Raw genomic sequence first — 25,018 nt, forward strand, 5'->3', positions numbered from 1 at the left:
CGGAACCGTTTTTTTATTTTAATTTCGTATGCTATGATGAAGGAAGTATGTCAAAAATCGGGGTGCGAACTTATGGATAAGCTTATTATTATTGATGGTAACTCTATTGCTTTTCGAGCCTTTTATGCTTTACCGCTGCTAAGCAACTCAAGCGGACTGCACACGAATGCAGTCTATGGCTTCACGACCATGTTGTTGAAATTAATTGAGGAACAAAAACCTACCCATTTTCTTGTCGCATTTGATGCAGGCAAAATAACGTTTAGACACAAAGAATATACGGAATATAAGGGTGGACGTGCCAAAACGCCGTCTGAGCTCTCTGAGCAGTTTCCGCTGATCAAAGAGCTGCTTAAAGCTTTCAAGATTCCACAGTTTGAGCTGACAGGCTATGAGGCTGACGATATTATTGGAACCTTGACCAAGGCAGCTGATGAAAGAGGCGAGAAGGTGCTTCTCGTTTCTGGAGATAAGGATATGCTGCAGCTGGCTTCCGAGCATGTGACCGTTGCGATCACACGTAAAGGAATTAGCGAAGTTGATCTTTATAATCCTGCAGAAATCAAAGAGAAATACGGCCTCACGCCTGCGCAAATTATCGACCTCAAAGGGTTGATGGGCGATACGTCGGATAATATCCCAGGCATTCCGGGTGTTGGGGAAAAAACGGCACTCAAGATGCTGCATGAATTTGGAACCGTAGAAGAAGTGCTTGCTAATGCATCAAGCCTCAAAGGCAAAATGAAGGAAAAAGTCGAGGAGCATGCACAAAGTGCTATCATGAGTAAAGAGCTAGCGACCATTTTCCGCGAAGTGCCGATGGAAACGGAGTGGGATGTTTTCCGTTACGATGGCTTTGATGGACAAGCTTTATCCAGTATGTTCCGCAAGCTGGAATTCAAATCCCTTCTAGAGAAGATGGATTTCGGCCCAAGCAGTGTCGATGAGGAACGAGTTGTCGAGAGTTTGGATGCGGTTGTTGTAACAGAAGACAACATGGATGAGTTGATTGGCAAAATAGGCGATAACGCTGCGATCCATGTTGAGGCGATTGGGGAAAATCCCCATCAAGCCGTGATGGTAGGCGTTGTCTGGTTTACGTATGATGGGGAAACGAATACATCTTACTTCGTACCCATAGCGCTGCTGAAGAGCGAAGCGGGTGAGCCGCTGCGCACTTGGCTAAGCGATGATTCCAAGAAGAAGCAACTCTTTGACCAGCATCGTGCCCAGCTGGTGCTGGCTTGGCAAGGTATCCACCTCAGAGGTGTGGATTTCGACGCTCTGCTGGCCGCTTACTTACTCGATCCGACAGAGTCGAATCTCAGCTTGAGCGGCTTGACGGGCAAGTACAGCCTGCCGGGCGTTAAGACCGACGAGGAAGTGTTCGGCAAGGGAGCGAAGTTTCGCTTGCCTGAGCTGGCTGCGCTTAGCGACCACTTGGGTCGCAAAGCGATGGCTATTGCGCGCATCGTGCCGGTGCTGCGCGAAGAACTGGAGAAGAGCGAGATGCATAGCCTCTTCTACGAGCTGGAGCTGCCTCTCGCGGGCGTGCTCGCGGAGATGGAGCTGCGCGGCATCGCACTCGATGCCGAGGGGCTTAAAGCGTTCGGCGTGGAGCTTGCAAGCAAGCTGGATGCGATCATGACCCGCATCTACACACTCGCCGGCGTAGAGTTTAACATCAACTCGCCGAAGCAGCTTGGCGAGATCTTATTTGAGAAGCTGGGGCTGCCAGCTTGGAAGAAGACCAAGACCGGCTACTCGACCGATGCCGAGGTGCTTGAGCGCCTTGCACCCTACCATGAAGTCGTAGGGGAGATTTTGAACTACCGTTCGCTAGCGAAGCTGCAATCGACGTACGTCGAGGGGCTGCTCAAAGAGGTACGGCCAGAGACCGGTAAGGTGCACACCTATTACCGGCAGACGATTGCCGCCACGGGCCGGCTCAGCAGCCAGTTCCCGAACCTCCAGAATATTCCTATTCGTCTGGAGGAAGGTCGTAAGATCCGCAAGGTATTCGTTCCATCCGAGCCTGGATGGTACATTCTTGCTGCGGATTACTCGCAGATCGAGCTGCGCGTGCTTGCGCACATCTCGCAGGATGACAATCTGAAGGAAGCGTTCCTTCAGAATATGGACATCCACACGAAGACGGCCATGGATGTCTTCGGGGTGGAAGAGAGCGCCGTTGACGCGAACATGCGCCGCCAGGCCAAAGCCGTCAACTTCGGGATCGTTTACGGCATCAGCGACTACGGCTTGTCCCAGAACTTAGACATTACCCGCAGGGATGCAGCTCAGTTCATTGAACAGTACTTTGCTGTCTTCCAAGGCGTTCGCAAATATATGGATGAGATCGTGAAGGATGCTCGCAGGGACGGGTATGTTACTACCTTGCTGCAGCGCCGACGTTATCTTCCCGAGATCACGGCATCGAACTTTAATCTGCGTTCCTTCGCTGAGCGAACAGCGATGAATACGCCGATACAGGGGACAGCCGCAGATATCATTAAACTAGCCATGGTCCAAATGGCCGACCGTTTGAAACAAGACGGACTCAAGAGCCGCATGCTGCTTCAGGTACACGATGAGCTCGTCTTTGAAGTCCCTGAAGAGGAACTTGAGACCATGCGCAGCTTAGTACCGGAAGTCATGGCTGCAGCGCTTAAGTTGGATGTCCCTCTGAGCGCGGATGTTGACTTCGGACTTACTTGGTACGATGCTAAGTAAGTCATGATCTTTTTGTAAGTGGTTTTCATCACGAGTTTCTGCAATACCGGCGAATATTAGCTTGTTTAGGAAATTAGATGACTTGGACTAGCCATTCGCATTGGAAGCTATTCAACTAAAATTTGCTATACTTTTTGCAACAACTCATATTACACAAAAGAGGTGAACATCCATGCCTGAACTACCCGAAGTCGAAACGGTCAGACGTACGCTGAACACTTTAATCACCGGAAAAACGATTGAGCATGTTCAGGTCAGACTGCCTCGTATCATCCAAAAGCCGGACGATATTCATATGTTTGAGGTTCTGCTGCAAGGTCAGACGGTTGAAACCATAGAACGCAGAGGGAAATTTCTGCGCTTCATACTCACCGATTACGTCATGGTTTCGCATCTGCGGATGGAAGGACGATACGGTCTGTATGACGGTGAAGATCCGTTGGAGCTTCACACCCATGTGTTGTTCCGCTTCACCGATGGCAGCGAGCTCCGCTATAAGGATGTTAGACAATTTGGAACGATGCATCTGTTCCCCAAAGGCGAAGAGCTCACGCAGCCACCGCTGCATAAGCTTGGACTTGAACCGTTAGATGAAGGCTTCACCTTCGAGGCTTTTCGTGACCGGATCGCTCATCGTTCGACGAAGATAAAACCGCTGCTGCTGAATCAAGAATATATCGTGGGCATCGGGAATATTTATGTAGACGAGTCCCTTTTCTTGGCTGGTATTCATCCAGAACGCGAAGCCTCATCACTGAGCAAGAAGGAACTCGAACTTCTTCACTCAGCTATCATTCGTACACTTCGTGAATCGGTTGAAGTTGGAGGATCCTCCATCAAATCGTATGTGAATGGACAAGGCGAAATTGGCTTGTTCCAGCATCAACTGAACATTTATGGCAGACAGTCCGAGCCCTGCAAAACATGCGGGAGCGAGATCTACAAAACCGTTGTTGGCGGCAGAGGAACGCATATTTGCCCAACTTGTCAACCGTTAAAGCGCAAGGTAATCCGAAAGAAGTCAGAGAAATAGGCACGTGAAGCCTCCCCTTCCCATATGATATGGAGTACTTAGCCTAGATAACGGCTTACAAGCTAGTTTCTGGGTAAAACTCTTAGGAGGGGTATTATGCTTCCTGTAGTTTCTCTACTTATTCTTGCTTTCGCAGTTTCTTTGGACGGCTTCGGCGTTGGTGTGATGTATGGATTACGTAAAATACGAATTCCGCTCCTATCCATTGGGATTATATCGCTTTGGTCTGGTATCATTATCTACAGCTCGATGCAGATCGGTGTCCTGATGTCTTCCTTCATGTCTCCCTTGGTTGCTAAGCGTATTGGTGCTCTCATCTTGATTGGGATTGGCATCTGGGCACTGGCACAAACAAGACAACAGAAGCCTCAAGAGCATCAGGAACGTGGAGGAGTCACATCCTTAGATCAAGCATCGATAAGCGGTGTTCTTCCTTCATCAGAGGGTAAGCATCCTGGTTCTGGAGAGATTCTCACGTTTGATACTTTGCAGCGAACGAAGGAAATACTGAATATCGAGCTGAAACGTTTCGGACTGGTTATTCAAATTTTGCGAACACCATCCATTGCAGACGTTGACAAATCGGGTAATATTTCGGCTTCAGAGGCTACCTTGCTTGGTTTGGCGCTATCATTGGATGCGTTCGGTGCAGGCATTGGCGCAGCATTAATCGGTTTCGTTCCACTGTTAACGGCTTCCGTCATTTCGATATCAAGTGGTTCATTTATTGCATTAGGTTTGCGGTTTGGTTTACGGTATGCGGAGATGAATTGGATGAAGAAACTGTCTGTACTTCCGGGATGTGTACTCATTATTATGGGTCTTTTGAAAATGTTGTAGGACGCACGTTAGGAGAGATTTGCCCATGAATATCGGGTTAACAGGAGGAATCGCTTGCGGCAAAAGCACGGTTAGCGCCATGCTGGTTAGCCGCGGCGCCCTATTAGTAGATGCGGATACTATAGCCCGCGATGTCGTCGAGCCCGGCAGCCCTGTTCTTGAACAGGTTGCTGCACATTTTGGACAAGCTGTCCTTCTGGCAGACGGCTCGCTTCATCGCAAGAAGCTTGGCGAGATCATCTTTGGGAATACCGAGGCACGCAAGCAGCTAGAAAGTATTCTGCATCCGCCAATTCGTGCACAAATACGTGAACAGATGGAAGCCTATGAACGGCAATTTCCAGACAAGCTTGTTGTGGTCGATGTCCCTTTATTAATCGAATCTAATTTATCCTTCATGTTTCAAGAGGTTATGGTTGTATATGTGCCACGTCCAGTTCAGTTGGAGCGGCTTATGCAGCGGGATGGACTGACGGAAAGTGCGGCGAACAATCGCATTGATGCTCAGATGTCCATTGAGGAGAAACGTAAATTCGCGGATGTTGTCATTGACAACAGCGGGACATGGGAAGAAACTAACGCTGAAGTGGAGCGGTTTTGGCTAGGGAAGGGGCTTTCATGACCTTTTTACGTAGAAAACGAGTTTTTGCCCTGCTTCTTGTTTGTTTTATTCTAGTTCTTTTTATGAATAGCGATTTTATCGGAAGAAAGCTGTACCCGATCTACTTTGAGCAGGAAATTAGGCAGAGCGCGGCGAAACACAATATAGATCCATTTTTAATTGCTGCGATTATTAGGGTGGAAACGAATTACAAATATCATTTGGAGTCAAGCAAAGGGGCATTAGGCCTTATGCAGCTTATGCCTGACACGGCAGAGTGGATTGTAGAATCCACGAATCTGGGACCTCATGTGCAGGGCGATTTATTAAAAGTGGACGTAAATATTAATCTTGGTTCTTGGTATTTGAGCTGGCTAAAGAAGCATTATAATGGTAATTTAATTTATGCCATTGCAGCTTATAATGCAGGTCAAGGGAATGTGAATAAATGGAAGCAAAATGACGTTTGGGATGGTTCGCAAGAGCATATTAATCAAATTCCATTCGGAGAAACACGTCATTATGTACAGCGGGTGCTCTATTATTACGAGAAATACACGAAGCTTTATTCTCAGCAATGGGGAAAGAAGGATTAAGATTCCTTCTCTCATAAACAAAGAAGCATTGGACTAGCTCCTTTTGGGGGCTTAGAGTCCAATACTTCCTGCTTTTGAGCTTCAGTAGCTAGGATTCAAGATTACTTGAATTGACCAGCCAAGGATTGCTCAGCGATTTGTACTAAGCGACGAGTGATGTTACCACCAATGGCACCAGCATCACGAGTAGCCATATTACCCATATAACCATCTTGTGGGATGGCGATACCAAGTTCTTGCGCTACTTCATATTTTAGCTGATCCAAGGCTGCGTTAGCTTGAGGAACAACTAAAGTATTGCTGTTACGGTTTTGTCCTGCGCCCATGTCTGTTCACCTCCTTGTCGTTTGGTAATAGTATTGTGTGCATATCTCCTAAGTTCATGACATGTAACATATGGTAATAGATCAAAGAAGAGAAGAGAGAAAGGAGAGATAGCGAATGAAGTGTCCGTTCTGTGACTATTCCGGTACGAAAGTTCTTGATTCACGTTCAGCCAATGAAAACAAATCGATTCGTCGTCGTCGAGAATGTGAGAAGTGCGCGAGAAGATTCACCACTTTTGAGATGGTGGAAGAAACGCCGTTAATCGTGATTAAGAAAGATGGAAGTAGGGAAGAATTTAGTCGAGAGAAGATATTAAGAGGCTTGATTCGAGCTTGTGAGAAGCGGCCGGTATCGATGGAAAGGCTTGAGATGATGGTATCTGAAGTGGAAATGCAGCTTCGCACCACGGCTCATGCTGAAGTGGATAGTTTAAGCATTGGAGAAATCGTCATGGAACAGCTGTACCCCGTCGATGAAGTGGCGTACATTCGCTTTGCCTCCGTATACCGACAGTTTAAGGACATTAATATGTTCCTGAAGGAGTTAACGCAAATATTGGGAAAGCATGACACCGGACTGCTCCGGGATAAATAATCTCTAAATATGACAAAAACTAAGAAAAAGACAGCGGGATTCCCGTTGTCTTTTCTTAGTTTTTCCCATGAAATCAACAATCATGCGATTAATATTTATTTGAAAAAAATAAATCTTTAGACATCAACCGACTGTATTTTTGTATGCTTTCGTGCATAATTCCTTTATTGAGTTCGTTTGTCCAGTTCACTTCTGAGAAAATGAATAAACCGAATAGCTTCATCTTGGGTTAAAACGTTGTTATTAAACTTAAAGGAGAACATGTTCAAAAGATCATTTTCTGAAAGGTGCAAGTTATCAATCAATTGCTGTACATCCATGCTCATTTTACCATCCACCATAATTTTTTCCATCATCTTTGTTCCCTCCTAGTCTTTCTACATGAATCGGACGGAGGCGGTAGCTGGCTGACATTTTGGACATTCATCGATGCCATTTTAGTCCCTTTAGCTTTGCGTCGCCACTTTTCAGTGGTTTTGCCTTTATCGTACCGATTTATGTTTGTAAGAAAACTATATCATATTTACGGATTGAGTATCCATTAATTACATTATTCGAAGGATGGTTGAAGCATATGTCCGTCAAGTCCAATCAAATTCCAAGTATTTCTTATGAATTAGACATCGTAAAAGTTGCTAGCTCTCTCGGAATTGATACAGATCGTTTATTGGCTTATGTGTATGCAAACTCGGACTCGAAGAAACAATATGAGGTAAAGGAAACCTTTCCCGATTATAAGAGTGGTTGATCATATAAAAAAGAAAATTCATGATTCTATTGGAAAAAATCCAATGGAAGTGACTTTTAGGTCGTCAAATCCCTACTTCACTGGATTAATCCAATGAAAGTAGCAGACAGTCTACAAAATACATAAAGTGGGATTTCATTTTTTCTGAATATGATTTTTAGGGCACCCCCATTTAGCTTTCGTGACGGTAGATGGGCTATAGGATTACTAATGTTGTATTCTCTACAACAATTCTCACGCCCAAAGGCTATTTTGCAACTTGAAGTTGCAGTTTGTGCAACATTTTGAGCCCATTTGTTGTGAAATGGCCTTTATTGGACCAAATTGCTGTACATAATGCAACAACGATGCGAGGACAGCGAGATTTAGGCAGCTATTGTTGCACTTTCTACAACATCTTTCAACCGCGAATAATGGATTGATTCATCCGAAACCTCAAAGAGAGCAAATTCTACCTTATTAAATTAGCACGATCAGCCAATTAGAGTGATAAAGTATAGTACACCGAGCATGTGGATCTGACATATGACGAATGGTCCTCGATTTAAGAAACATCCATTAAATCGAACGCGCAGCGTATAATCGCTAGAACTTCTCTTTATGTACGCAAAAGGGTCTGTCCCAAGACATAAATGACTTCAATGTAGATCTAACTTGCGAAAAATCCCTTAGGGTCAATTTACTTTCTGGGACATTCGCTCGAAGCGGTATTCAGAACGAAATTCATACTTCCAATCTCCCTCCTAATGATGTAAAACATCGTTGCAGCAATCGCAATGCAATCTCAACTTGAATCTAACGATGAAATACATCATTGCTGTAAGAGTGGCTGTGCAAAAAGTCGCCGAAGATGACTGTGAGATAGGCCCGCGATTCTTCAATTTCTTGCTGATGAGAAATACGTGCAACTTGAGCTCTACTTTGTCGACGGCCAATTGAAGCCATTGCCAATCGGTATACCATTGTTTGAGGTAATGCCGCCCAGAAGCATAAGGCAAAGGGTTCGAAAATGTTCCTGCTTCGAGGCTTACCCAAAGCAAGGTCTGGAGGTCGGGTGGCATTCGCTTGCCCACACTCACTGCGGCGGTGGACGCCAAAAACAAAGGAGCTAAGCACATACAAGCCGCTTAGCTCCTTTTTCATTCAAATATTCACTATTTTAAACAATTAGATCTGTCCCATACATATCATGTTACTTTTGGGACAGCTTCTTTCATCCTATTAAACCATGATTTTGCAGATATCGTTCGTGAATTCAACCGGATCTTGAAGAGGCAAACCTTCGATCAAGAGAGCTTGATTATACAGCAGGGCCGTATAAAGATTCAGCTTCTCTTTGTCTTTGTCAAAAGCATCTTTTAAGGATGCGAATACTTCGTGATTGACGTTGATTTCCAGTACCTTCTCAGCCTTCACGTTAGGATTATTCGGCATCGCATTTAAGATTTTTTCCATCTCGATCGTTACATCGCCGTCTGTCGATAAGCACACAGGGTGTTTTTTAAGACGCTTAGATGCTTTTACATTTGTAACCTTGCCGGACAACAGATCTTTCATATAATCGAAAAGCTCTTTGTTGTCATTCTTGTCAGCATCGGTTTCCGTTTGGTTATCATCCACTTCAATCCCAAGATCGCCGCTTGAAACGGATTTAAATTCTTTTTCTTTGTAGGTCATGATCATTTTGATCGCGAATTCATCGATATCATCGGTGAAATACAAAATCTCATAGCCTTTATCTGTCACAAGCTCGGTTTGTGGAAGCTTATCGATTCTTTCCATCGATTCTCCAGAAGCGTAGTAAATGTACTTCTGATCTTCCGGCATTCTTGCCACGTATTCGTCCAATGTAACCAGTTTTTTCTCCTTGGAGGAATGGAACATTAATAGATCCTGCAAGACGTCCTTATGGCTTCCGTAATCGCTATAGACACCAAATTTGAGTTGTCGGCCGAATGATTTGTAGAATTGCTCATATTTTTCTCTTTCGTCTTTCAACAGGCTTTGCAGCTGGCCTTTGATCTTGCTCGAAATGTTTTTGGCAATCAGCTTCAATTGACGGTCATGCTGGAGCATTTCTCTGGAAATATTGAGCGATAGGCTCTCTGAATCAACCATTCCTTTAACGAAGCTGAAATAGTCAGGAAGCAGGTCCGCACATTTGTTCATGATCAATACGCCATTGGCGTAGAGCTCCAAGCCCTTTTCGTACTCTTTGGAATAATAGTCAAAAGGAATATTTTCCGGGATAAAGAGGATAGCTTGATAGACGACAGCTCCATCGGCGCTAACGTGAATATGTTTGAGCGGCTTGTCGAAGCCGTAATGTTTCTCGTGATAAAACTTCTCGTAATCTTCCGGAGTCAATTCACTTTTGTTTTTTCTCCAGATAGGAACCATGCTGTTGACATGCTGCTCTTCTTGGTAATCCTCGAATTCGCTTTCGCTGCCTTCTTTCAGCCTTTTTCCGGTAATGTCCATTTTAATAGGGTAACGAATGAAATCGGAATATTTTTTGATGATCGCTTTTAAACGATACTCGTCTAAAAATTCATCAAAGTTCTCATCTTCCGTATTATCCTTAATTTTCAGGATGATCTCTGTGCCCACTTCGTCTTTCTCTGCTGTTTCGATCGTGTAGCCATCAGCACCGGTGGACTCCCACTTGTAGGCAACATCGCTGCCTAAAGCTCTACTAATAACCGTAACGACATCTGCAACCATAAACGCTGAATAGAAGCCAACACCGAACTGGCCAATGATATTGTGACCGTCTTTTGCTTCATTTTCTTTTTTGAAAGCCAAAGATCCGCTCTTCGCAATGATCCCCAGGTTATTCTCCAAATCTTCCTTCGTCATACCAATACCCGTATCACGCAGTGTGAGTGTACGATTCGTTTTGTCGGCAATCACTTTAATGAAATAACTATCTTTGTCAAAAACCAACGTGTCATCGGTCAAAGCTTTGTAGTAAATTTTGTCGATAGCATCGCTGGCATTGGAGATAAGCTCTCTTAGAAATATCTCTCTTTGCGTATAAATCGAATTGATCATCATTTCCAATAAGCGCTTGGATTCGGCTTGAAACTGTTTCTTTTCCAATGGGAGATCTCCTTTCAAATATGTAGAAATTAGTCAGAGATAATTATTAGCACTCTCAGTCTTCGAGTGCCATCCCTATCTTTATAACATTCCTCTTTTTCAATGTCAATTGGTATGGCAAAACAGAGCTCTATTTCGTAATAATCCGCATGAGAATATCCGCGCTTGGAAACCCATATTCTTCATATTCTTGTTCTTGCATAATCAGACTGTTGATGATGTTAAAATACCACGATAACAGTTCCCTAGGATCGCCTGCAGAGAATTCTCCAGCTTGCTGCCCTTTGATAAATATAGGGACTAGCTGATCTATAAGAACTTTCGGGGAATGCTGTTCAAGGGCTTGTTTGACCTCTTCGGGCACATCATCCGTTTTTCGTGCTTGTTGAATAAGCATGAAAGCATGCTTGTTTTCTTCATCCAGCATTCCTTGAGTCAACGCTTTAATTTGTTCCGCGGGAGTGCCAGGTATTTGAGCAATGTAAGCAATTTCCTTGCCTGCTTCTTCCATGAGTTCTTGAACGAGTGCAGTGAATAGCGAATCTTTGGAGCTATAGTAACGGTAGAAGAGGCCTTGACTGATGCCAGCCTCTGCCGCGATCATGCTCATTTTGGTTCCTGCGATTCCGTGGCGGGCAAATACGGTAAGAGCTGCTTTCTTAATTTGTTCTCTGCGATCATCACGAATTTGAGTCAATTGTTGTTCATTTAATGGGGACAATGGCCGTCAATCTCCGATCTGCATAATATCATTTCATTAAACTTATTATATAGGCTTCTCAAGTTGAAGTGAAATAGCATCCCTATTGCTTGCCGAGTCTACAAGCGGACATATCCTCATCCTAAGTTCATCTAGAAATTGTTCTGTTCGAGCAAAGGCTGCGAGATGGCCCGCATTCTGGATAAGAACGAATTCTTTATGAGGTGCTTTAATATCAGCGAAATAGGCTTGGGCTAATGCGGTTGGTGTTATGGCATCAGTATCACCTTGGAAGATGAAGAATGGTAAATCAAATGCTAACCCGAGGTTGCGGACGTCAAAGGCCATGAGTTCATCAAAAAGAAAGTCCAAGGAGAAGTTCATGCCTTTGAAAATGTCTATAATATCACGTATGGTGTGGCCCGGCGACGACAGAATAGCAGGCAGTATGATGTCCATAATCATATTAGGAACCGTTGTAATAGATTTAATGATCCATTTGTTCATTTCATCGAAGTCTTTGCGGCTCCACTGCGAGGGATCGGGCCCAATTCTCTCGATTGCCATCATGCCCTTATTGTTCCCAGCAGCGCGAAGTCCTTCCAGTGTCATCTGATATGACAGATGGTTCGGATCTGGGCCGACGTTCTGATCAGTCCCGACATAGGCATGGAAGAGGTCTGGTCGGCTCTTAACCATCATGACACCAATACAGCTGCCCACAGAGCTGCCAACAAGAATAATTTTTTCTTGATTGAGATGCTTACATAGGAATTCGGCAACCTCGAGTCCATCCTGTGCGAGTCTGGCAAAAGTAATTTCTCCGCTCCCATTCACGCCATTCCTGCGGAATGTCTTACCTGCACCGCGATGGTCCCATTGGACGATGGTAAAGTGCTTCTCCCATGAACGCAGCAATGGAGTGAAGACGGTATAAGTTGATGCGGGACCGCCGTGTATGAAGAACAGCACGGGCTTGCTGCGATCTTCCCCGCGAATGGTGATCCATTGATCAATGCCGCCAATCTGAATGAAGCGTTCCTGGGCGATGCCATTTGGTGTATGAAAGATAAGCTTCTTAGCATTTCTACGCTGATTTAGCTTTCGTAGGAGTAGATCCCAAACTAAATGTTTTTTATTCATTCGTGCACCTCGCTCTGATATTTTTAAATGAATAATTCATTCATCGATAAATCTTAACTGTAGCTTAATTCATTTTCAATCCGCAGTCAATAGGTTATTGACTATGCAAATAATAAAAAACGCTTGGGAACCCAAGCGTTAAGCAGCTGTTTATGTAAGTAAATCTTGTTTTAACTTTTACCCTTAGATGTTTCATTAAAAGCTTTTACGATCTTCGTAGGAGCTACAAGGCACCAGGCCAGCGTAAGCATATTACGACATTCCTCAGGATGGACACGATCCATTCGAATAATCATGAACGCTAAGTTGACAGCGCGATGCTTCTAATTTCATCCGCAGTAACCATAATTGTCTCCTCGAATTCTTCTCAAATGAGATTGATATCACTGCTCTCAATGATTGATTTTGGATAACCTTGCTTGGCAATTTTGATCATTGCGCGTCCGATCTTTTCTGAAGTCGTAATCGAATTCGGGAACCACTTTTCTAACAAAGGATAGAGAGGTTTCGATATGGTGTAAATGCTCTGGTACAGTTTAGTCTTGGACTTGACGCCATGCAATGGAAGAATGCCTCCTGGACGGAACATGTAAGCTGACTTGAAAGGCAGTTTAAGCAAATCATTCTCCGTTTTTCCCTTCACCCGTGCCCACATACTGCGACCCTTTTCCGTACTATCGGTTCCCATTCCTGTTACATAGAAGAACGACATGTTAGGGTTCAATCTCACTAATGTCTCAGCAACATGCATGGTAATATCATAGGTTATTGCCCGATATCGGTCTTCGGTCATACCCGCGGAAGAGACACCAAGGCAGAAAAAACAAGCATCAAAGCCCGACAGTTTATGCTCAATGACAGATAGATCCAGAAGATTAGCATGTACCTGTTCGTGTAATTTGGGATGATTCTGACCAGTGATGCTTCTACCTACCGATAGCACGCTATGAACTTGAGGATCGAGAAGGCATTCTCGCAGGACGCTTTGTCCCACCATGCCCGTAGCTCCAAAAAGAAGGACGTTCAATCTATCACACCTTTCAATTCAATTGTCTCAAATTTGCGTTAATGGTTATTTGCTTTCCCATCTCTTGGCCCATTTATCCATTTCTTTGAGAGCGGTCTGAAAATCAATTCCTTTTTCCGTCAATGAATATTCGACCATGATGGGTACAGTAGGGGTTACTTGGCGTAGAACAATCCCGTTCTGCTCTAAATGCCGCAGCACATCCGTTAAGGATTGTGTCTTGACGATTACTAAATCTCGATGAAGCTGCTTAAATCGTTTCGGGCCTTTTGATAGCTCAGCTATAACTAGGAATGCCCATTTGGCACCAAGTATGGTCAATACAGAACAGATGTTAGAGAAGTCATGCACTTCTTCTTGTAAAGGTTCCATGTGGCTTCACCTTCTTACTTATAGTTAGTTAGTCAAAATACTTGGATAATGTCCAAATACTTTGCCTTCTTACATTATTTTCGTAACCTTATTATACTTCAATAAAACGATCACGGAATAGCAGAAAGGAATGAATCGAATGAATCGACTGTCTATCTACATCCTTGCCCTAGGGGTATTTCTAACGGCGACCTCCGAGCTGGTTGTTGCCGGAATCCTTCATATCATCGCTGAAGATTTAAACATTTCTATCGCACTTGCGGGGCAGCTAATTACAGCCTATTCTCTTGCGTTTGCGATTGGAACCCCCATTGTGGTGTCACTTACTTCCCGGATGGGCCGCAGGAAAGTACTGCTCGGCTCACTGGCTGTATTTATCTTGGGCTGTCTAGCTTCTTTTGGGAGTTCAGAGATTTCGATCTTAATGGTTTCTCGTATAATTCTTGGGATAAGCGCAGGCGTCTATCTTGTTGTAGTGTTTGGTGCGGTTGCCAAATTAGTGCCTGCTGAGAAACTAGGAAGTGCGATCGGCACGATCGTTCTTGGGTTTAGCAGCGCTATGATCTTAGGGGTCCCGATTGGAATTGCTATTACCAACTGGTGGAGTTGGCAAGCGATTTTCATTATATTAGGCTTATTCAGCCTGTTAATTACTTTCATAATCTTCCGCCTTCTACCAGAAATTGAGGGGGACGCACCGGTTCCATTCGTGCAGCAATTTAAAGTGTTGGGAAGTCTCGTCATCGTAAGCGGTTTGTTCCTCACCTTTTTTAGAGAATCGGGTAACTCGATTTTATTTACGTATCTGACGCCGTTTATTCAAGACGTCCTTCATGTGAAGGCCTCCAACATAAGTATCATTATGCTTGTTTTCGGTATTTTCGGAGCCATCGGATCTCGTTTAGGCGGTTATGGCATTGATAGATGGGGAGCGGCTCGCATCATTACGCTGAGTATTATCGTTCATGTAGCAGTTTTAGCTCTACTGCCTTTTTTTTCCGAATCATTAGTTATCAGTTTAGTGTTAATCGCCCTTATGGTGTTCTCCATGTTCGTGACCGGTCCAGCTATCCAAACGTATTTTATTCAACAAGCGCCGCAGTCATCCAATCTCGTTCTCAGTTTGAATACATCCATCATTCATTTGGGAATAGCGATGGGAGCTGGCGCGGGGGGAGTGATGTCGAACGCGACTTCGACTGTCTTCTATCATCCATGGATGGCAAGTATCATTGTAGCGCTCGGGTTGGCGGCTGCCTTCGTCAGTTTTAGGGTAGGTAAGAGGTTTCAAAGTTATAGTCCTGAATAATTCTTGCCCTCCGTAACTATCCTTACAATTTACACAATTAACCATGATATCATTCCGAATGTCATTGCAGAGCAAACTGGTTATTTCATTCGCTTATCCGATCGAAAGAACCGTCAAGCAAGGGGTGCGAATAGTGGACGAAATGTCCAAAGATGTCTTAGAAAACGCTTCTAACGCTCAAGCAGTTTCGGATCATGCAACGCAAGCCACTCATATATCCATGGATGGTAATATGGATACCATTTTCAATGTTGTGGAGAAAAGCGCATCGGCACTACTCATAATGTCTCCGCAGCGGCATAGGAGCAGTTGGCATCGATGGAAGAAATCGCAGCTTCCTTAGAGTTATTATCTAAGATGGCTATTGAGCTTCAAGAGATAAATGAAAAATTTAAGACGTAAAATGGAGCAAGGACAACCTTTAACGGGTTGTCCTTGCTTGTATTTTAAATCCGAATAATTCTTTTGGCTGCGGCCTCTTTTAGCCATAACGGAAATTCATTCAAAAGATGATTATATAGCGTTTCATCCGAAATCGAAGCAATGTCTTCAATGTGAATAAAATTAGCGTTATCTACGATTCGTCCTTCCATCGTGTCCAACTGCTTCAGCACATCAAAATCAGAATCGCCAATGCCTACGAATTGCCAGAATATCGGTTGTACAGCAGATTCGGTGATGACTTTCTTGATGGGTTTTACGACACCGCCGTCATTGATGAACACCATAAATACGGGTATGGATGAATCTTCCTCAATGGTATATTTATGAATCACGTCCTGCATGACGGGCGGCTCATTATTACGGCCGAATTTATGTATCGTCTTGTTATTCATAATATGCTTTTGTACATATTGGTCGAAATCTTCCTCCGTAGCGGAAGGCAACCTGCTGAATTCATTGTCGTAGATCCAGACGTCTAGTGTCGCATTATCATCAAACTTACAAGCGACAGCCAGTATGCGCTCAACCACTTCCTGAACCGTTCCGTTCTTGTACAATGTCTGCATCGATCCTGAGATATCGAGAACTAAGCCTACTCTGGCGGTAAAGTTGGTCAACTTCTTCTTTTCCAATGTGATCTGAACGATTTTCTTACGTAAATCGATAGATGATAAGATCGTTTTCTCGTTGAATTTCCATTCCCCATTGTGCCTATATAACTCGCCGACAACAATGGCTGTCTCCTTGGAAAGATCTGAACCATATTCAAATCGGAATATTTCTTCACCATTATCGGCATTAACGAGTCGTAAATAAGAATTCGATATATCCTTCATCCTATGTCCATGCTTCTCGCCCTCGTGAATCGTTAGGGTAAAAGCCATTTTCGCAACACTATTCGGGAGCTTGGATAAAAAGATACTGATTGCTTCCTTGTCTATGCCATCTAATGGTTTATGATTCACTGCTCCGCTCTGGGCAGACGAATTGCCGTAAAATATAAAATCCTCATCCCGTTCGCATCGGTTACTATCCGATAACATAAAACAGGCAGCGTCAATGTTCATTGCGGCAACTGACGATGACCACCCGAATTGCAGGCTAAGGTTAGACAGACTTGTTCCTCTTGTGATATCAACTTTTTGTCCTTTCAACAGTAACATGTGTTCATCTCCTCAAATCATGGCCATTAGATAAGCTGTCATTCAATACTTGGAATATATTTTCGACAGTTTACAACCGTTTACCTCTTGATATCTTGCGCTACCTCGGATTTGGCAACAACTACAGTCAAGCAAACGTGCTCAGTTCTTTAATTTTTGGACAATTTATTGAAATGCGGTGCTATTTTCGGTTCTGGTTCGCACCTATAATTATTTATAGATAGCATTTGTAAGCGCTTCACAATTGAATTGACAATATCGGATCGTTCCGGAGATGGGGGAATTTCATGCAAGCCAGCAAGTTGACCATAACGGGACAAACTGTCGTAACGCCCAAAGATGCAAGGAGCGGTTTCTGGCGGACGATTGCCAAGTATCGCTGGCTTTACATACTGACAGCGCCGGGGCTGCTCTATTATCTAGTGTTTCATTATGCGCCGATGGTCGGCTTGGTTATTGCTTTCAAGGACTACAATCTGATGAAAGGATTCTGGGGGAGCGACTGGATAGGGCTGGACAACTTTCGGAAAATATTTAACTCGCCTGAATTTCCTCTGCTGCTCAAAAATACGGTATTGCTAAGTACTTACCGGATTTTATTCAATATGTTTCCTGACGTTATCCTCGCACTGCTGCTGAACGAGGTGCGGGTCAATTGGTTCAAACGGATCGTCCAGACAATCACGTATGGTCCGCACTTCTTGTCGTGGATTATCGTCTACGGCCTTGTGTTCTCGTTCTTCGCGCCTGGATCAGGTCTGGTGACGACACTGTTTCGTGACATGGGCTGGGGCAGTATCGACGTCATGACGAATTCCAATTCGTTCCGGCCGATGCTGTTAATAACGGACGTCTGGAAAAACACGGGCTTCGGGGCGATCATTTATTTGGCAGCCCTGTCATCGATCAATCCAGAGCTGTACGAGGCAGCTGTTATGGACGGAGCAGGCAGAGGGCGTCAAATGTGGCATGTTACACTACCCGGCATACGTGATGTGTTCATGCTGATGATCATTTTGCGAATCGGACATATTTTGGATGCGGGCTTCGATCAGGTGTACATTTTTCTCAATGCCAGGGTGTACGATGTTGGCGACATTCTCGATACCTGGATATTCCGGCGAGGCATTGAGCAGCTGGATTTCAGCGTCCCAACCGCAATGGGCGTATTTAAGTCGGTGATTGGGCTTATCCTGGTGCTTGGCGCAAACAAGCTCGCCAAACGGTTCGGAGGATCGGGTATATGGTGACAGGAGGATGCTGACATGTCGATTGTATTAAAGAAGAGAACACCCGACAGGATATTCGATGTCGTTCTGTACGCAGGGCTAGGCTTGTTCTGTCTAGCAACTCTTTTTCCGCTTTATTATGTTTTCATCGTATCTGTTACACCTTATACGGAGGTGCTGCGCAGTGGTGGATTCGTGCTATTCCCCAGTGTCTTCACACTCGATGCGTTCCGGACTGTGCTGGGCAGCAATGTTGTGCCAAACGCGCTGCAGGTGACCATATTTATTACCGTAGCAGGCACCATGCTCAATTTGATCGCCACGACGGCGCTTGCATACCCATTATCCAAAAAGTTTTTGCCAGGCAGGAACGCCATGCTGCTTGCTATCATTTTTACGATGCTGTTCTCAGGAGGTCTTATTCCCGTCTATATGATCGTCAAAGCGCTCGGAATGATGAATACCTTATGGGCACTTGTTATTCCCGGTATGATTTCGTCATTCAATTTGCTGATCATGAAGACGTATTTTGAAGGACTGCCGCACGAGGTTGAGGAGGCAGCGAAGGTGGATGGCGCCGGCGATTTGGCAACACTGCTGCGCATTGTACTGCCGCTTTCGCTGCCGATTCTCGCGACGCTCACGCTTTTTTTCGCAGTCGGGCATTGGAATACCTATTTCGCCGGCATCATGTATTTGCACGAGCGCGAGCTGTACCCTCTTCAAGTCGTGCTTCGCAACATGATCATAGCGCCAAGCGTCAGCCAGGAGCTGTCGGTGCCGCAATCGGAGTTGCAATCACTTCCTCCAGAAACAGTCAAAATGGCCGTCGTGGTCATAGCGATTGTACCGGTTCTAGTCCTGTATCCATTCCTGCAAAAATATTTCATGAAGGGCATGCTGATTGGTTCGATCAAAGGATGACGTGTCATCCTTTACCGGCTTGCCTACTTAAGCAGCAAACGAACCAAATACATAAAAAACATTAGGAGGTCTAAATGCGCATGAAAAAGACAACGACAATAACAGCGATTTTGCTGGCAACAGCCCTTATCGCAGCAGCGTGCAGCAATAAATCGGACGGTGGAACGAATGGCTCTCCTTCCGTTTCAGCGAAAGCGGGAGAGTCGCCTGCGGCCTCGGTGAAGAAAGAAAAGCTGGCGCTCACTTGGTTTGTCAACGCGGCTAACAGTTCGCAATTGCCCGCAGCGGACAAAGATTTCGTTAAAAAAGCAATCGCAGAAAAATTCAACGTCGATCTGAAACTTTTGTATATGGCGTCGGGACCTGATTATCTCAGTAAAATCAATACGATGATCGCTTCCGGCGACATCCCGGATCTGTTTTATATGGACGGACTGGAGTCGGTCAAGTACATCAAGGACGGCATAGCACGAGATATGACGAATCTCGTCACCCCTGAAGCGATGCCAAACTACTTCAAATATTGGATTTCGCCGACGGATCTGAAGCAGTATCAAGTGCAAGACGTTTTCAAACGCGCCCCGGTTCCGTATACGAAGAAGGTGTCTCGCTCGTATTACGTCCGGAAGGATTGGCTTGATAAGTTGGGCTTGAAGATGCCGGAAACGTACGACGAGATGGTTACCGTCATGAAAGCGTTCACTGAAAAAGATCCAGACGGCAATGGCAAGAACGATACCTTTGGCTTTTCGACAAGCGGTAACGGTACATCACTGCCTTTCGATTTCCCGGAATTCATTAAAAACGGGCTTGTAGGCGATTTCGTGCTCGAAAACGATCAGTTTATCGATGTCCGTACCGATATCCGGATGCAAAAAGTGCTGGACGACGTCCGAAAACTGTTAGCCATGAATGTGGTTGATCCCGACTGGCTGCTAAATAAAAGCGGACAACACATAGAGAAAGCGACGCAGGGTAAAGTCGGCATCGTGCTATCCGCAGGGGGCAACGACGCCTATGACAATAATGCAAACGGCTTACAGGTGAAGACGAAGGCGGTAACCGGTGTGGCGAATGTCGATTGGCAGCCGTTCCACATCGGAGCCAAGACCGGAACATGGGTCGAGCTGCTTCCGGGCAACCCATTCCTGATCAGTTCCAAAACGTCGGAGGAGAAGGCGAAGCGATCGATCGAGATTTTGGATTGGCTGGCTAGCGAAGAGGGGTACTTGTTAACTCAATATGGGTTAGAAGGCATTCACTACAAGCGTAATGGAAAGCAAATCGAACGGATCGAGGATGCATACAAGAGAGATGTTCTTGATAACGGCAATTTCCTCAATATTTATAATTGGTTTGCCAATTTTGTACAGGGTCAGACAGATAAATTCGGCCTCGAGATTATCGACAAAAACATCACAGCACGGGATAAAGCAATTTCTGAGAAGCTGAATGCTTACAAGCTGCTGCCGTCGGTCGGAACCAGCCTGACAATCAAGGATGGTATGGATTTGGCGACACTGCGTAAAAAAATGAGCGAGTATCATATCCAGATTTTATTCAAGGAAAAAGATGCCTCCAATTGGCCCCAATACCGGGCTGAGCTTATGAACAAATACGGCGGCAAAAACATCTTCGGTTATTACGCTGAGCAGGTCTCGCAAGCATCCGGAAAATCGATCAAATTTATGAGTGATAACTGAGACGCCGCTTGACATTGGAAGGGACTGTTTGGCAATGTGGCTATTGCGTAGGTTAAGGAACCGAAGGTATACAGGAATCAGTAGGAAGTTGTTCGTTCTCGTCTTTCTATCGGTGGTGGGTCTATTTTTCGTGATCGGATTGTTCGGCTATCAACGGCTGTTCAATCCGATTAAACAAAACAATGAGGCCGTACTTCAGGATTCAGTCGTACAGGTGGAAAATTATTTGAAAACGTTCATGAACAATATTCAAGGCCTACTGATGCTTTTGTCCAATCCAATCATTAACGACAGTCTGGGGAAAGAGGATATCGCAAGGCTGCTGGAAACCATGATGATCCAGCACCGGGAGGAATTCGAGGCTATTTACTTGATTGAGGGAGAGACTATTTCAAGCAGCTCTCCTTTTTCCTATCCATTTTTCGTCCCTGAAAAACAGGTTGCCGATATCGTGCGTCAAATGTCAGGCGACAGCGGTGTTTGGTGGAGTCCACCTTATCAATCGGGGGGGAGACAGTCGCTATCAGTCGCCAAACGGATCGATGCGAAGCGGATTATCGTGTTCGATTTGAATTTGTCCTCGCTGACGGGTCCTTCGGTGGTACAAAACAAGGAAAAGGCTGTATTTCTGTTTACCGGCCCCGGTCAGCCTATCGCCTTTAATATGCCGTTAACATCTCTTACCGCAATAAAGGAATATGAATCTATTGTCAGTCAACTGCAGTCTCTTACTGCTGCCAGTCAAATGTCCTACGATAGGGTCCACACAGAGACCGCTGCGTATAAAGTGCTAAGGAGCGATCAGAACCGCTGGAATTGGGTTGTCTTCTCGATCGTCAAGGAATCGGAAGCATATCCGTTGCTAACCTTACTGGAGCAGCAAATGGTGGTGGTGCTTCTTGTCGCGATTATCCTTGCGGCTTTCCTGTCCATGTGGATCGCGAGGTACATCCAAGTACCAGTTAGCGCGATAACTCAGCAAATGAAGGCGGGAGCACGAGGGGCGCTGAACGTGAGGGTATCGCTTAAGCGCAACGATGAGTTCGCCTACATTGCCGATGCGTTCAATCGGATGATGGACAGTATTCAGACGTTGTTTGATGATCTGCGATTGGTGGAGGAGAAGAAACGACAGCTCGAATTGAAAGCTTTGCAATCGCAAATTCATCCGCATTTTCTTCATAATACGCTGAGCGCGATCTATTGTTTGGATCAGGCGGGACGCGCAGCAGAGATGGCTGGAATGCTGCGTGCCCTGACTGGCCTGCTGCAGTATTCGACGGACAAGACGGGTGATATTGTAACGGTGGAGGAGGAATTGCGACAGCTGGAGCAATACGATGTGCTCATGAAGTTGCGGTACGGGGACGTCTTCCGGCTCGATCTCGTTGTACGCGACGAGTCGCTCGTCGCCCCGATACCTAAGCTCACGTTGATTACGCTCGTCGAGAATAGTATTTTCTATGGACTCGGCACAGGCGAAACGAATCATATTATCGTGGCAGGTATGGCTTCCAATGAAGGGGGAACATTGCTCGAAGTGTCGGATACGGGCCCTGGCGTCGATCCTTCTAAGCTGAGTTGCCTTCTTGCCGGTGTTCCTTCATTAGGGCGTCATAAAGGACTGAATAATTTGGGTTTGCGCAACATTCACGAGCGAATCCGGCTTCATTTTGGCGAGTCATACGGTTTAAGCTTTCCCGAGGAATCGGAGGAGGGGCTGCTGGTTTGCGTCAGACTACCCGAGCCGGATGGTCCTGAAGCATGCCAGGTTAAGAGTGAAGGGGGGAGAGAAGCATGCTGAAGCTGTTGCTGGTGGACGACGAGCAGTGGGTAAGGGAGCATTATTCGCAAAGGGTTGACTGGGCTTCTGCCGGTTTTACACTGATCGGACCAGCCTCCAGTGCGAAGGAAGCGATCCGCATCATGGAGCAGGAGAATCCCCACCTACTGCTAACCGACATCATGATGCCTGATATGGACGGACTGGAGTTAGCCGACTATGTACGGGAGAGATATCCGCAGATTCATATCATGATTTTGACCACTTACGGCGAATTCGATTTCGCCAAGCGCGCTATATCGATTGGCGTCTCAGGCTACATGATCAAGCAGGTACAGGAGGCGGATCAGCTTCTGAAAGCTTGTCGCAAGGTCGCCGAAGAGATCTACCGCGACATGGACGTAGCGCACCGGCTGCAGCTTCAAGGGCTTCAGCAGCGGCAAAGCGACTGGCAAGAAAGACGACACTGGCTGGAGCGGATGTTATCTGCTCCGGCATCCTTGGATGCACATCCACTGCCGCCGGGACTTGGCTCAATCGAAAGGCAGTCGGGCTTCGTCGCTTTACTGTCCGTCGGTTGGAGCGGGCGCGAGTTGTTCGGAATCGCGAGTCAGCAGGGCGAGCAGGCATTACGTCTGCAAGCGGAAGCCGGACAAGTTATCGAGCGTCGATACTTAGAGAGCGAGGGTGATGGCAAAGTCGTCGCTGTCACTGTACCTTGGAGAAGCGACAGGCTGTTTGTGTTCATGCGCTTGCCGAATATCCATAGCGCTGCAGCTAGGCTCAGCTTACTTCGTGTGGAAGCAGTGGCTGTTCTGGATGATATACGTGCCGTAATTGGCGTTCCGGGGCATGCGCATGCCCTGCTTAGACAGATCGGCGAAGTGACTTGGACGGAGTTGGTCCGCGCTGGAGCGGATGGTCTGGACGCTTTCTTCTATCATCCAACGCCGATGATTTCCGACGCGGTGCCTGAGCGGTTCACGGTGATACCCCCCTCACAGTATCGGGAATGGGCTGCTGCGGTACGAAAGGCACTGCAGCAGCGTTCTGCCATCTCGTTCCGCGAGGCGATCACGCCACTGCTGCAAGAGGGAGTTCCGCCCTTACGTCCTGCGGAGTTGATACATGTCTCGCACAAGCTGCTTGATCCGGCTTTGTCGGAAATCCCAGTTTCCGTAACGGAGCGAATGGACGATCTTGCATCGGTCGAGACCTGGGAGGAATTTGTCAGCTGGTGGGAGCAAACTTTCCAAGAGCTGGAGCGGGCATTCGGGGAGCATGTGAGGATGTCCTACCGCAAGGAGATTCAAAGCATGTGCCGCCTTATTCACGAAAGGTATGCAGAGGATATTCAGATTTCCGATCTTGCGGAGCGCGTACAGCTTCATCCTTCCTATGCGGGGCAATTGTTCAAGCAAGAGACGGGTGAGCATTTTACCGATTATTTGAACCGGTACCGAATGAAGAAGGCCGAAGAACTGCTGACGCAGACGACGATGAAAATATATGAGGTGGCGGAGGCTGTCGGCGTAGACAATTATCGTTACTTTTGCAAGCTGTTCAAAGCTTATACGGGGTTTACGCCGACGGAATATAAAAAAAATCAATAGTTAGGAGACCGCCCATCCTCTTATCCCGGATGAATGAAATTATATTCTCAGTAGAATATGTTTAGAAGGGAGTCAATTTCATAATAAAAGTCCGATTTTTCCAAGTATGGATTCGGGAGAAATGCAGTTGGATAAGAGCCTTTAGAGACTGCTATTTCTTCATTTCCAGCGTATTTTGTAAAAATAAGGATTCGGGAGAAATGCAGTTGGATAAGAGCCTTTAGAGACTGCTATTTCTTCATTTCCAGCGTATTTTGTAAAAATAAGAGTCCGTAGAGGCTCTTACCCGTCAAGTAAAGTGTGAACTCGGGAGAAAAGCAATCGGATAAGAGCCTTTAGAGACTGCTATCTCTTCATTTTCAGCGTATTATGTAAAAATAGAAGTCCCTAAAGACTCTTAACGTTCAAATGAAGTGTGGATTCGATAGAAATACCGTCGGATAAACCTTAAGGAGCTAATATCACTATTAAAGCACTATTTTCCCACAAGGCCCCATAAACATCGTACGAGCTATTGACATTCAAACCAATTACAGAATTCAGAAAGGGATTTATCCACTTAAATGCCCTGATTTCTAGTACTTAAACGGAGAATAACATGAAATTCTTGGCACCCAATGGATATTTTGGGTAGGTGACTGTTTTTGAATGCGCTAAAAATCCTTATGTAGCAAGGGTTTTGAATTACGAAATTGACTCGAAGGTGCAACAATTGTTACCTAGATCCCGCTTATCTCCCTACATTGTTGCATAATGGAGACCGTCGATTCATTCATCCAATCTAACTCTTTATTGAGGTGTCATAAATCGGGATCAATCGTAATATATGCCCAATTGAGGTTGCTGGATGAATGAATCCATACTTTCGGTTGAAGATGTTGTAGAAAGTACAACAATTGCTGTCTAGATCCCGCGATTCTCCCTTCGATGTTGCACAATGTACAACAATTCTATAAAGCCCCCTAATTAAGTTGGACACTTTTAGGCTAAGAAAATACAATGAAATTAGCCGGAGGTTGTTCGTATGAGGGTAA

At 45.5% G+C, this 25,018-nt stretch carries 23 protein-coding genes and 1 riboswitch; of the genes, 14 read left to right on the forward strand and 9 right to left on the reverse strand.

Annotation, left to right across the window (positions count from 1 at the left end):
• The first annotated feature begins 72 nt into the window (after positions 1 to 72).
• The 5 genes from polA (at position 73) to ASG85_RS22115 (ending at position 5,803) form a co-directional block, all read left to right on the forward strand.
• Positions 73 to 2,733, forward strand: a complete 2,661-nt coding sequence (gene polA, locus ASG85_RS22095) for a DNA polymerase I (RefSeq protein WP_060647782.1) — start codon at positions 73 to 75, stop codon at positions 2,731 to 2,733.
• Positions 2,734 to 2,905: 172 nt separating this feature from the next.
• Positions 2,906 to 3,766: a DNA-formamidopyrimidine glycosylase gene (gene mutM, locus ASG85_RS22100; protein WP_060647771.1), complete on the forward strand. Its 861-nt coding sequence runs from the start codon at positions 2,906 to 2,908 to the stop codon at positions 3,764 to 3,766.
• 96 nt (positions 3,767 to 3,862) lie between these two features.
• On the forward strand, positions 3,863 to 4,606 hold the full coding sequence (locus tag ASG85_RS22105; RefSeq protein ID WP_057307424.1) for an MntP/YtaF family protein: 744 nt from the start codon (positions 3,863 to 3,865) through the stop codon (positions 4,604 to 4,606).
• A gap of 25 nt (positions 4,607 to 4,631) precedes the next feature.
• Positions 4,632 to 5,228 (forward strand): dephospho-CoA kinase, encoded by a 597-nt coding sequence (gene coaE / locus ASG85_RS22110; RefSeq protein ID WP_060647772.1) that lies wholly within the window; start codon positions 4,632 to 4,634, stop codon positions 5,226 to 5,228.
• Positions 5,225 to 5,803 (forward strand): lytic transglycosylase domain-containing protein, encoded by a 579-nt coding sequence (locus ASG85_RS22115; RefSeq protein ID WP_060647773.1) that lies wholly within the window; start codon positions 5,225 to 5,227, stop codon positions 5,801 to 5,803. The genes coaE and ASG85_RS22115 overlap by 4 nt, the downstream gene beginning before the upstream one ends.
• Positions 5,804 to 5,904: 101 nt before the next feature.
• On the opposite strand, the gene ASG85_RS22120 is transcribed toward ASG85_RS22115, so the two are convergent.
• Positions 5,905 to 6,129: an alpha/beta-type small acid-soluble spore protein gene (locus ASG85_RS22120; RefSeq protein ID WP_029199330.1), complete on the reverse strand. Its 225-nt coding sequence runs from the start codon at positions 6,127 to 6,129 to the stop codon at positions 5,905 to 5,907.
• 115 nt (positions 6,130 to 6,244) lie between these two features.
• On the opposite strand from ASG85_RS22120, the gene nrdR reads away from it, so the two are divergent.
• Positions 6,245 to 6,724, forward strand: coding sequence for a transcriptional regulator NrdR (nrdR, locus tag ASG85_RS22125; RefSeq protein ID WP_029199331.1), 480 nt, complete (start codon positions 6,245 to 6,247; stop codon positions 6,722 to 6,724).
• A 164-nt stretch (positions 6,725 to 6,888) separates the two neighbouring features.
• Here nrdR and ASG85_RS22130 read toward each other — a convergent pair whose 3' ends face one another.
• Entirely contained in the window at positions 6,889 to 7,080 is a 192-nt protein-coding gene (locus ASG85_RS22130; protein WP_057307427.1) for a hypothetical protein, read from the reverse strand.
• Between the two features lie 39 nt (positions 7,081 to 7,119).
• A riboswitch (cyclic di-GMP riboswitch) is annotated at positions 7,120 to 7,215 on the reverse strand.
• Between the two features lie 83 nt (positions 7,216 to 7,298).
• Here ASG85_RS22130 and ASG85_RS38050 point away from each other — a divergent pair.
• On the forward strand, positions 7,299 to 7,472 hold the full coding sequence (locus ASG85_RS38050; protein WP_156390265.1) for a hypothetical protein: 174 nt from the start codon (positions 7,299 to 7,301) through the stop codon (positions 7,470 to 7,472).
• A 795-nt stretch (positions 7,473 to 8,267) separates the two neighbouring features.
• Here the strand turns inward: ASG85_RS38050 and ASG85_RS22135 are convergent.
• From ASG85_RS22135 to ASG85_RS22160, 6 genes are all read right to left on the reverse strand, one after another.
• Positions 8,268 to 8,615: a hypothetical protein gene (locus tag ASG85_RS22135; protein ID WP_156396722.1), complete on the reverse strand. Its 348-nt coding sequence runs from the start codon at positions 8,613 to 8,615 to the stop codon at positions 8,268 to 8,270.
• A gap of 78 nt (positions 8,616 to 8,693) precedes the next feature.
• Entirely contained in the window at positions 8,694 to 10,574 is a 1,881-nt protein-coding gene (gene htpG, locus ASG85_RS22140; protein WP_057307429.1) for a molecular chaperone HtpG, read from the reverse strand.
• Between the two features lie 130 nt (positions 10,575 to 10,704).
• Positions 10,705 to 11,295, reverse strand: coding sequence for a TetR/AcrR family transcriptional regulator (locus ASG85_RS22145; RefSeq protein ID WP_057307430.1), 591 nt, complete (start codon positions 11,293 to 11,295; stop codon positions 10,705 to 10,707).
• A 45-nt stretch (positions 11,296 to 11,340) separates the two neighbouring features.
• Positions 11,341 to 12,417 carry an alpha/beta fold hydrolase gene (locus ASG85_RS22150; protein ID WP_057307431.1) on the reverse strand — a complete coding sequence of 359 codons (1,077 nt, stop codon included), beginning with the start codon at positions 12,415 to 12,417 and terminating at the stop codon, positions 11,341 to 11,343.
• Positions 12,418 to 12,784: 367 nt separating this feature from the next.
• Positions 12,785 to 13,444, reverse strand: coding sequence for an NAD-dependent epimerase/dehydratase family protein (locus tag ASG85_RS22155; protein WP_057307432.1), 660 nt, complete (start codon positions 13,442 to 13,444; stop codon positions 12,785 to 12,787).
• Positions 13,445 to 13,489: 45 nt separating this feature from the next.
• On the reverse strand, positions 13,490 to 13,816 hold the full coding sequence (locus ASG85_RS22160) for a winged helix-turn-helix transcriptional regulator (RefSeq protein ID WP_057307433.1): 327 nt from the start codon (positions 13,814 to 13,816) through the stop codon (positions 13,490 to 13,492).
• A 139-nt stretch (positions 13,817 to 13,955) separates the two neighbouring features.
• On the opposite strand from ASG85_RS22160, the gene ASG85_RS22165 reads away from it, so the two are divergent.
• Positions 13,956 to 15,125, forward strand: a complete 1,170-nt coding sequence (locus ASG85_RS22165; protein ID WP_060647775.1) for an MFS transporter — start codon at positions 13,956 to 13,958, stop codon at positions 15,123 to 15,125.
• A gap of 58 nt (positions 15,126 to 15,183) precedes the next feature.
• Positions 15,184 to 15,468, forward strand: a complete 285-nt coding sequence (locus ASG85_RS22170) for a hypothetical protein (protein WP_057307435.1) — start codon at positions 15,184 to 15,186, stop codon at positions 15,466 to 15,468.
• 103 nt (positions 15,469 to 15,571) lie between these two features.
• On the opposite strand, the gene ASG85_RS39615 is transcribed toward ASG85_RS22170, so the two are convergent.
• Entirely contained in the window at positions 15,572 to 16,732 is a 1,161-nt protein-coding gene (locus ASG85_RS39615) for a VWA domain-containing protein (RefSeq protein WP_082562619.1), read from the reverse strand.
• Positions 16,733 to 17,019: 287 nt separating this feature from the next.
• On the opposite strand from ASG85_RS39615, the gene ASG85_RS22180 reads away from it, so the two are divergent.
• From ASG85_RS22180 to ASG85_RS22200, 5 genes are all read left to right on the forward strand, one after another.
• Positions 17,020 to 17,982 carry an ABC transporter permease gene (locus ASG85_RS22180; protein ID WP_057307436.1) on the forward strand — a complete coding sequence of 321 codons (963 nt, stop codon included), beginning with the start codon at positions 17,020 to 17,022 and terminating at the stop codon, positions 17,980 to 17,982.
• Between the two features lie 15 nt (positions 17,983 to 17,997).
• On the forward strand, positions 17,998 to 18,885 hold the full coding sequence (locus ASG85_RS22185; RefSeq protein ID WP_057307437.1) for a carbohydrate ABC transporter permease: 888 nt from the start codon (positions 17,998 to 18,000) through the stop codon (positions 18,883 to 18,885).
• Positions 18,886 to 18,965: 80 nt separating this feature from the next.
• Positions 18,966 to 20,588 (forward strand): extracellular solute-binding protein, encoded by a 1,623-nt coding sequence (locus tag ASG85_RS22190; protein WP_162251358.1) that lies wholly within the window; start codon positions 18,966 to 18,968, stop codon positions 20,586 to 20,588.
• A gap of 34 nt (positions 20,589 to 20,622) precedes the next feature.
• Positions 20,623 to 22,392: a sensor histidine kinase gene (locus ASG85_RS22195; protein WP_156396725.1), complete on the forward strand. Its 1,770-nt coding sequence runs from the start codon at positions 20,623 to 20,625 to the stop codon at positions 22,390 to 22,392.
• Positions 22,386 to 23,984 carry a response regulator gene (locus tag ASG85_RS22200; RefSeq protein ID WP_057307440.1) on the forward strand — a complete coding sequence of 533 codons (1,599 nt, stop codon included), beginning with the start codon at positions 22,386 to 22,388 and terminating at the stop codon, positions 23,982 to 23,984. The genes ASG85_RS22195 and ASG85_RS22200 overlap by 7 nt, the downstream gene beginning before the upstream one ends.
• The last annotated feature ends 1,034 nt before the right edge of the window (positions 23,985 to 25,018 follow it).

It is taken from the genome of Paenibacillus sp. Soil724D2, from assembly GCF_001427935.1.
Taxonomy (GTDB): domain Bacteria; phylum Bacillota; class Bacilli; order Paenibacillales; family NBRC-103111; genus Paenibacillus_E.

Bases quoted from the DNA above. Each gene is read 5' to 3' on its own strand.
- polA (WP_060647782.1), top strand. From the start codon at position 73: ATGGATAAGCTTATTATTATTGATGGTAACTCTATTGCTTTTCGAGCC.
- mutM (WP_060647771.1), top strand. From the start codon at position 2,906: ATGCCTGAACTACCCGAAGTCGAAACGGTCAGACGTACGCTGAACACT.
- ASG85_RS22105 (WP_057307424.1), top strand. From the start codon at position 3,863: ATGCTTCCTGTAGTTTCTCTACTTATTCTTGCTTTCGCAGTTTCTTTG.
- coaE (WP_060647772.1), top strand. From the start codon at position 4,632: ATGAATATCGGGTTAACAGGAGGAATCGCTTGCGGCAAAAGCACGGTT.
- ASG85_RS22115 (WP_060647773.1), top strand. From the start codon at position 5,225: ATGACCTTTTTACGTAGAAAACGAGTTTTTGCCCTGCTTCTTGTTTGT.
- ASG85_RS22120 (WP_029199330.1), bottom strand. From the start codon at position 6,129: ATGGGCGCAGGACAAAACCGTAACAGCAATACTTTAGTTGTTCCTCAA.
- nrdR (WP_029199331.1), top strand. From the start codon at position 6,245: ATGAAGTGTCCGTTCTGTGACTATTCCGGTACGAAAGTTCTTGATTCA.
- ASG85_RS22130 (WP_057307427.1), bottom strand. From the start codon at position 7,080: ATGATGGAAAAAATTATGGTGGATGGTAAAATGAGCATGGATGTACAG.
- ASG85_RS38050 (WP_156390265.1), top strand. From the start codon at position 7,299: ATGTCCGTCAAGTCCAATCAAATTCCAAGTATTTCTTATGAATTAGAC.
- ASG85_RS22135 (WP_156396722.1), bottom strand. From the start codon at position 8,615: ATGAAAAAGGAGCTAAGCGGCTTGTATGTGCTTAGCTCCTTTGTTTTT.
- ASG85_RS22150 (WP_057307431.1), bottom strand. From the start codon at position 12,417: ATGAATAAAAAACATTTAGTTTGGGATCTACTCCTACGAAAGCTAAAT.
- ASG85_RS22160 (WP_057307433.1), bottom strand. From the start codon at position 13,816: ATGGAACCTTTACAAGAAGAAGTGCATGACTTCTCTAACATCTGTTCT.
- ASG85_RS22165 (WP_060647775.1), top strand. From the start codon at position 13,956: ATGAATCGACTGTCTATCTACATCCTTGCCCTAGGGGTATTTCTAACG.
- ASG85_RS22170 (WP_057307435.1), top strand. From the start codon at position 15,184: ATGTCATTGCAGAGCAAACTGGTTATTTCATTCGCTTATCCGATCGAA.
- ASG85_RS39615 (WP_082562619.1), bottom strand. From the start codon at position 16,732: ATGTTACTGTTGAAAGGACAAAAAGTTGATATCACAAGAGGAACAAGT.
- ASG85_RS22180 (WP_057307436.1), top strand. From the start codon at position 17,020: ATGCAAGCCAGCAAGTTGACCATAACGGGACAAACTGTCGTAACGCCC.
- ASG85_RS22185 (WP_057307437.1), top strand. From the start codon at position 17,998: ATGTCGATTGTATTAAAGAAGAGAACACCCGACAGGATATTCGATGTC.
- ASG85_RS22190 (WP_162251358.1), top strand. From the start codon at position 18,966: ATGAAAAAGACAACGACAATAACAGCGATTTTGCTGGCAACAGCCCTT.
- ASG85_RS22195 (WP_156396725.1), top strand. From the start codon at position 20,623: ATGTGGCTATTGCGTAGGTTAAGGAACCGAAGGTATACAGGAATCAGT.
- ASG85_RS22200 (WP_057307440.1), top strand. From the start codon at position 22,386: ATGCTGAAGCTGTTGCTGGTGGACGACGAGCAGTGGGTAAGGGAGCAT.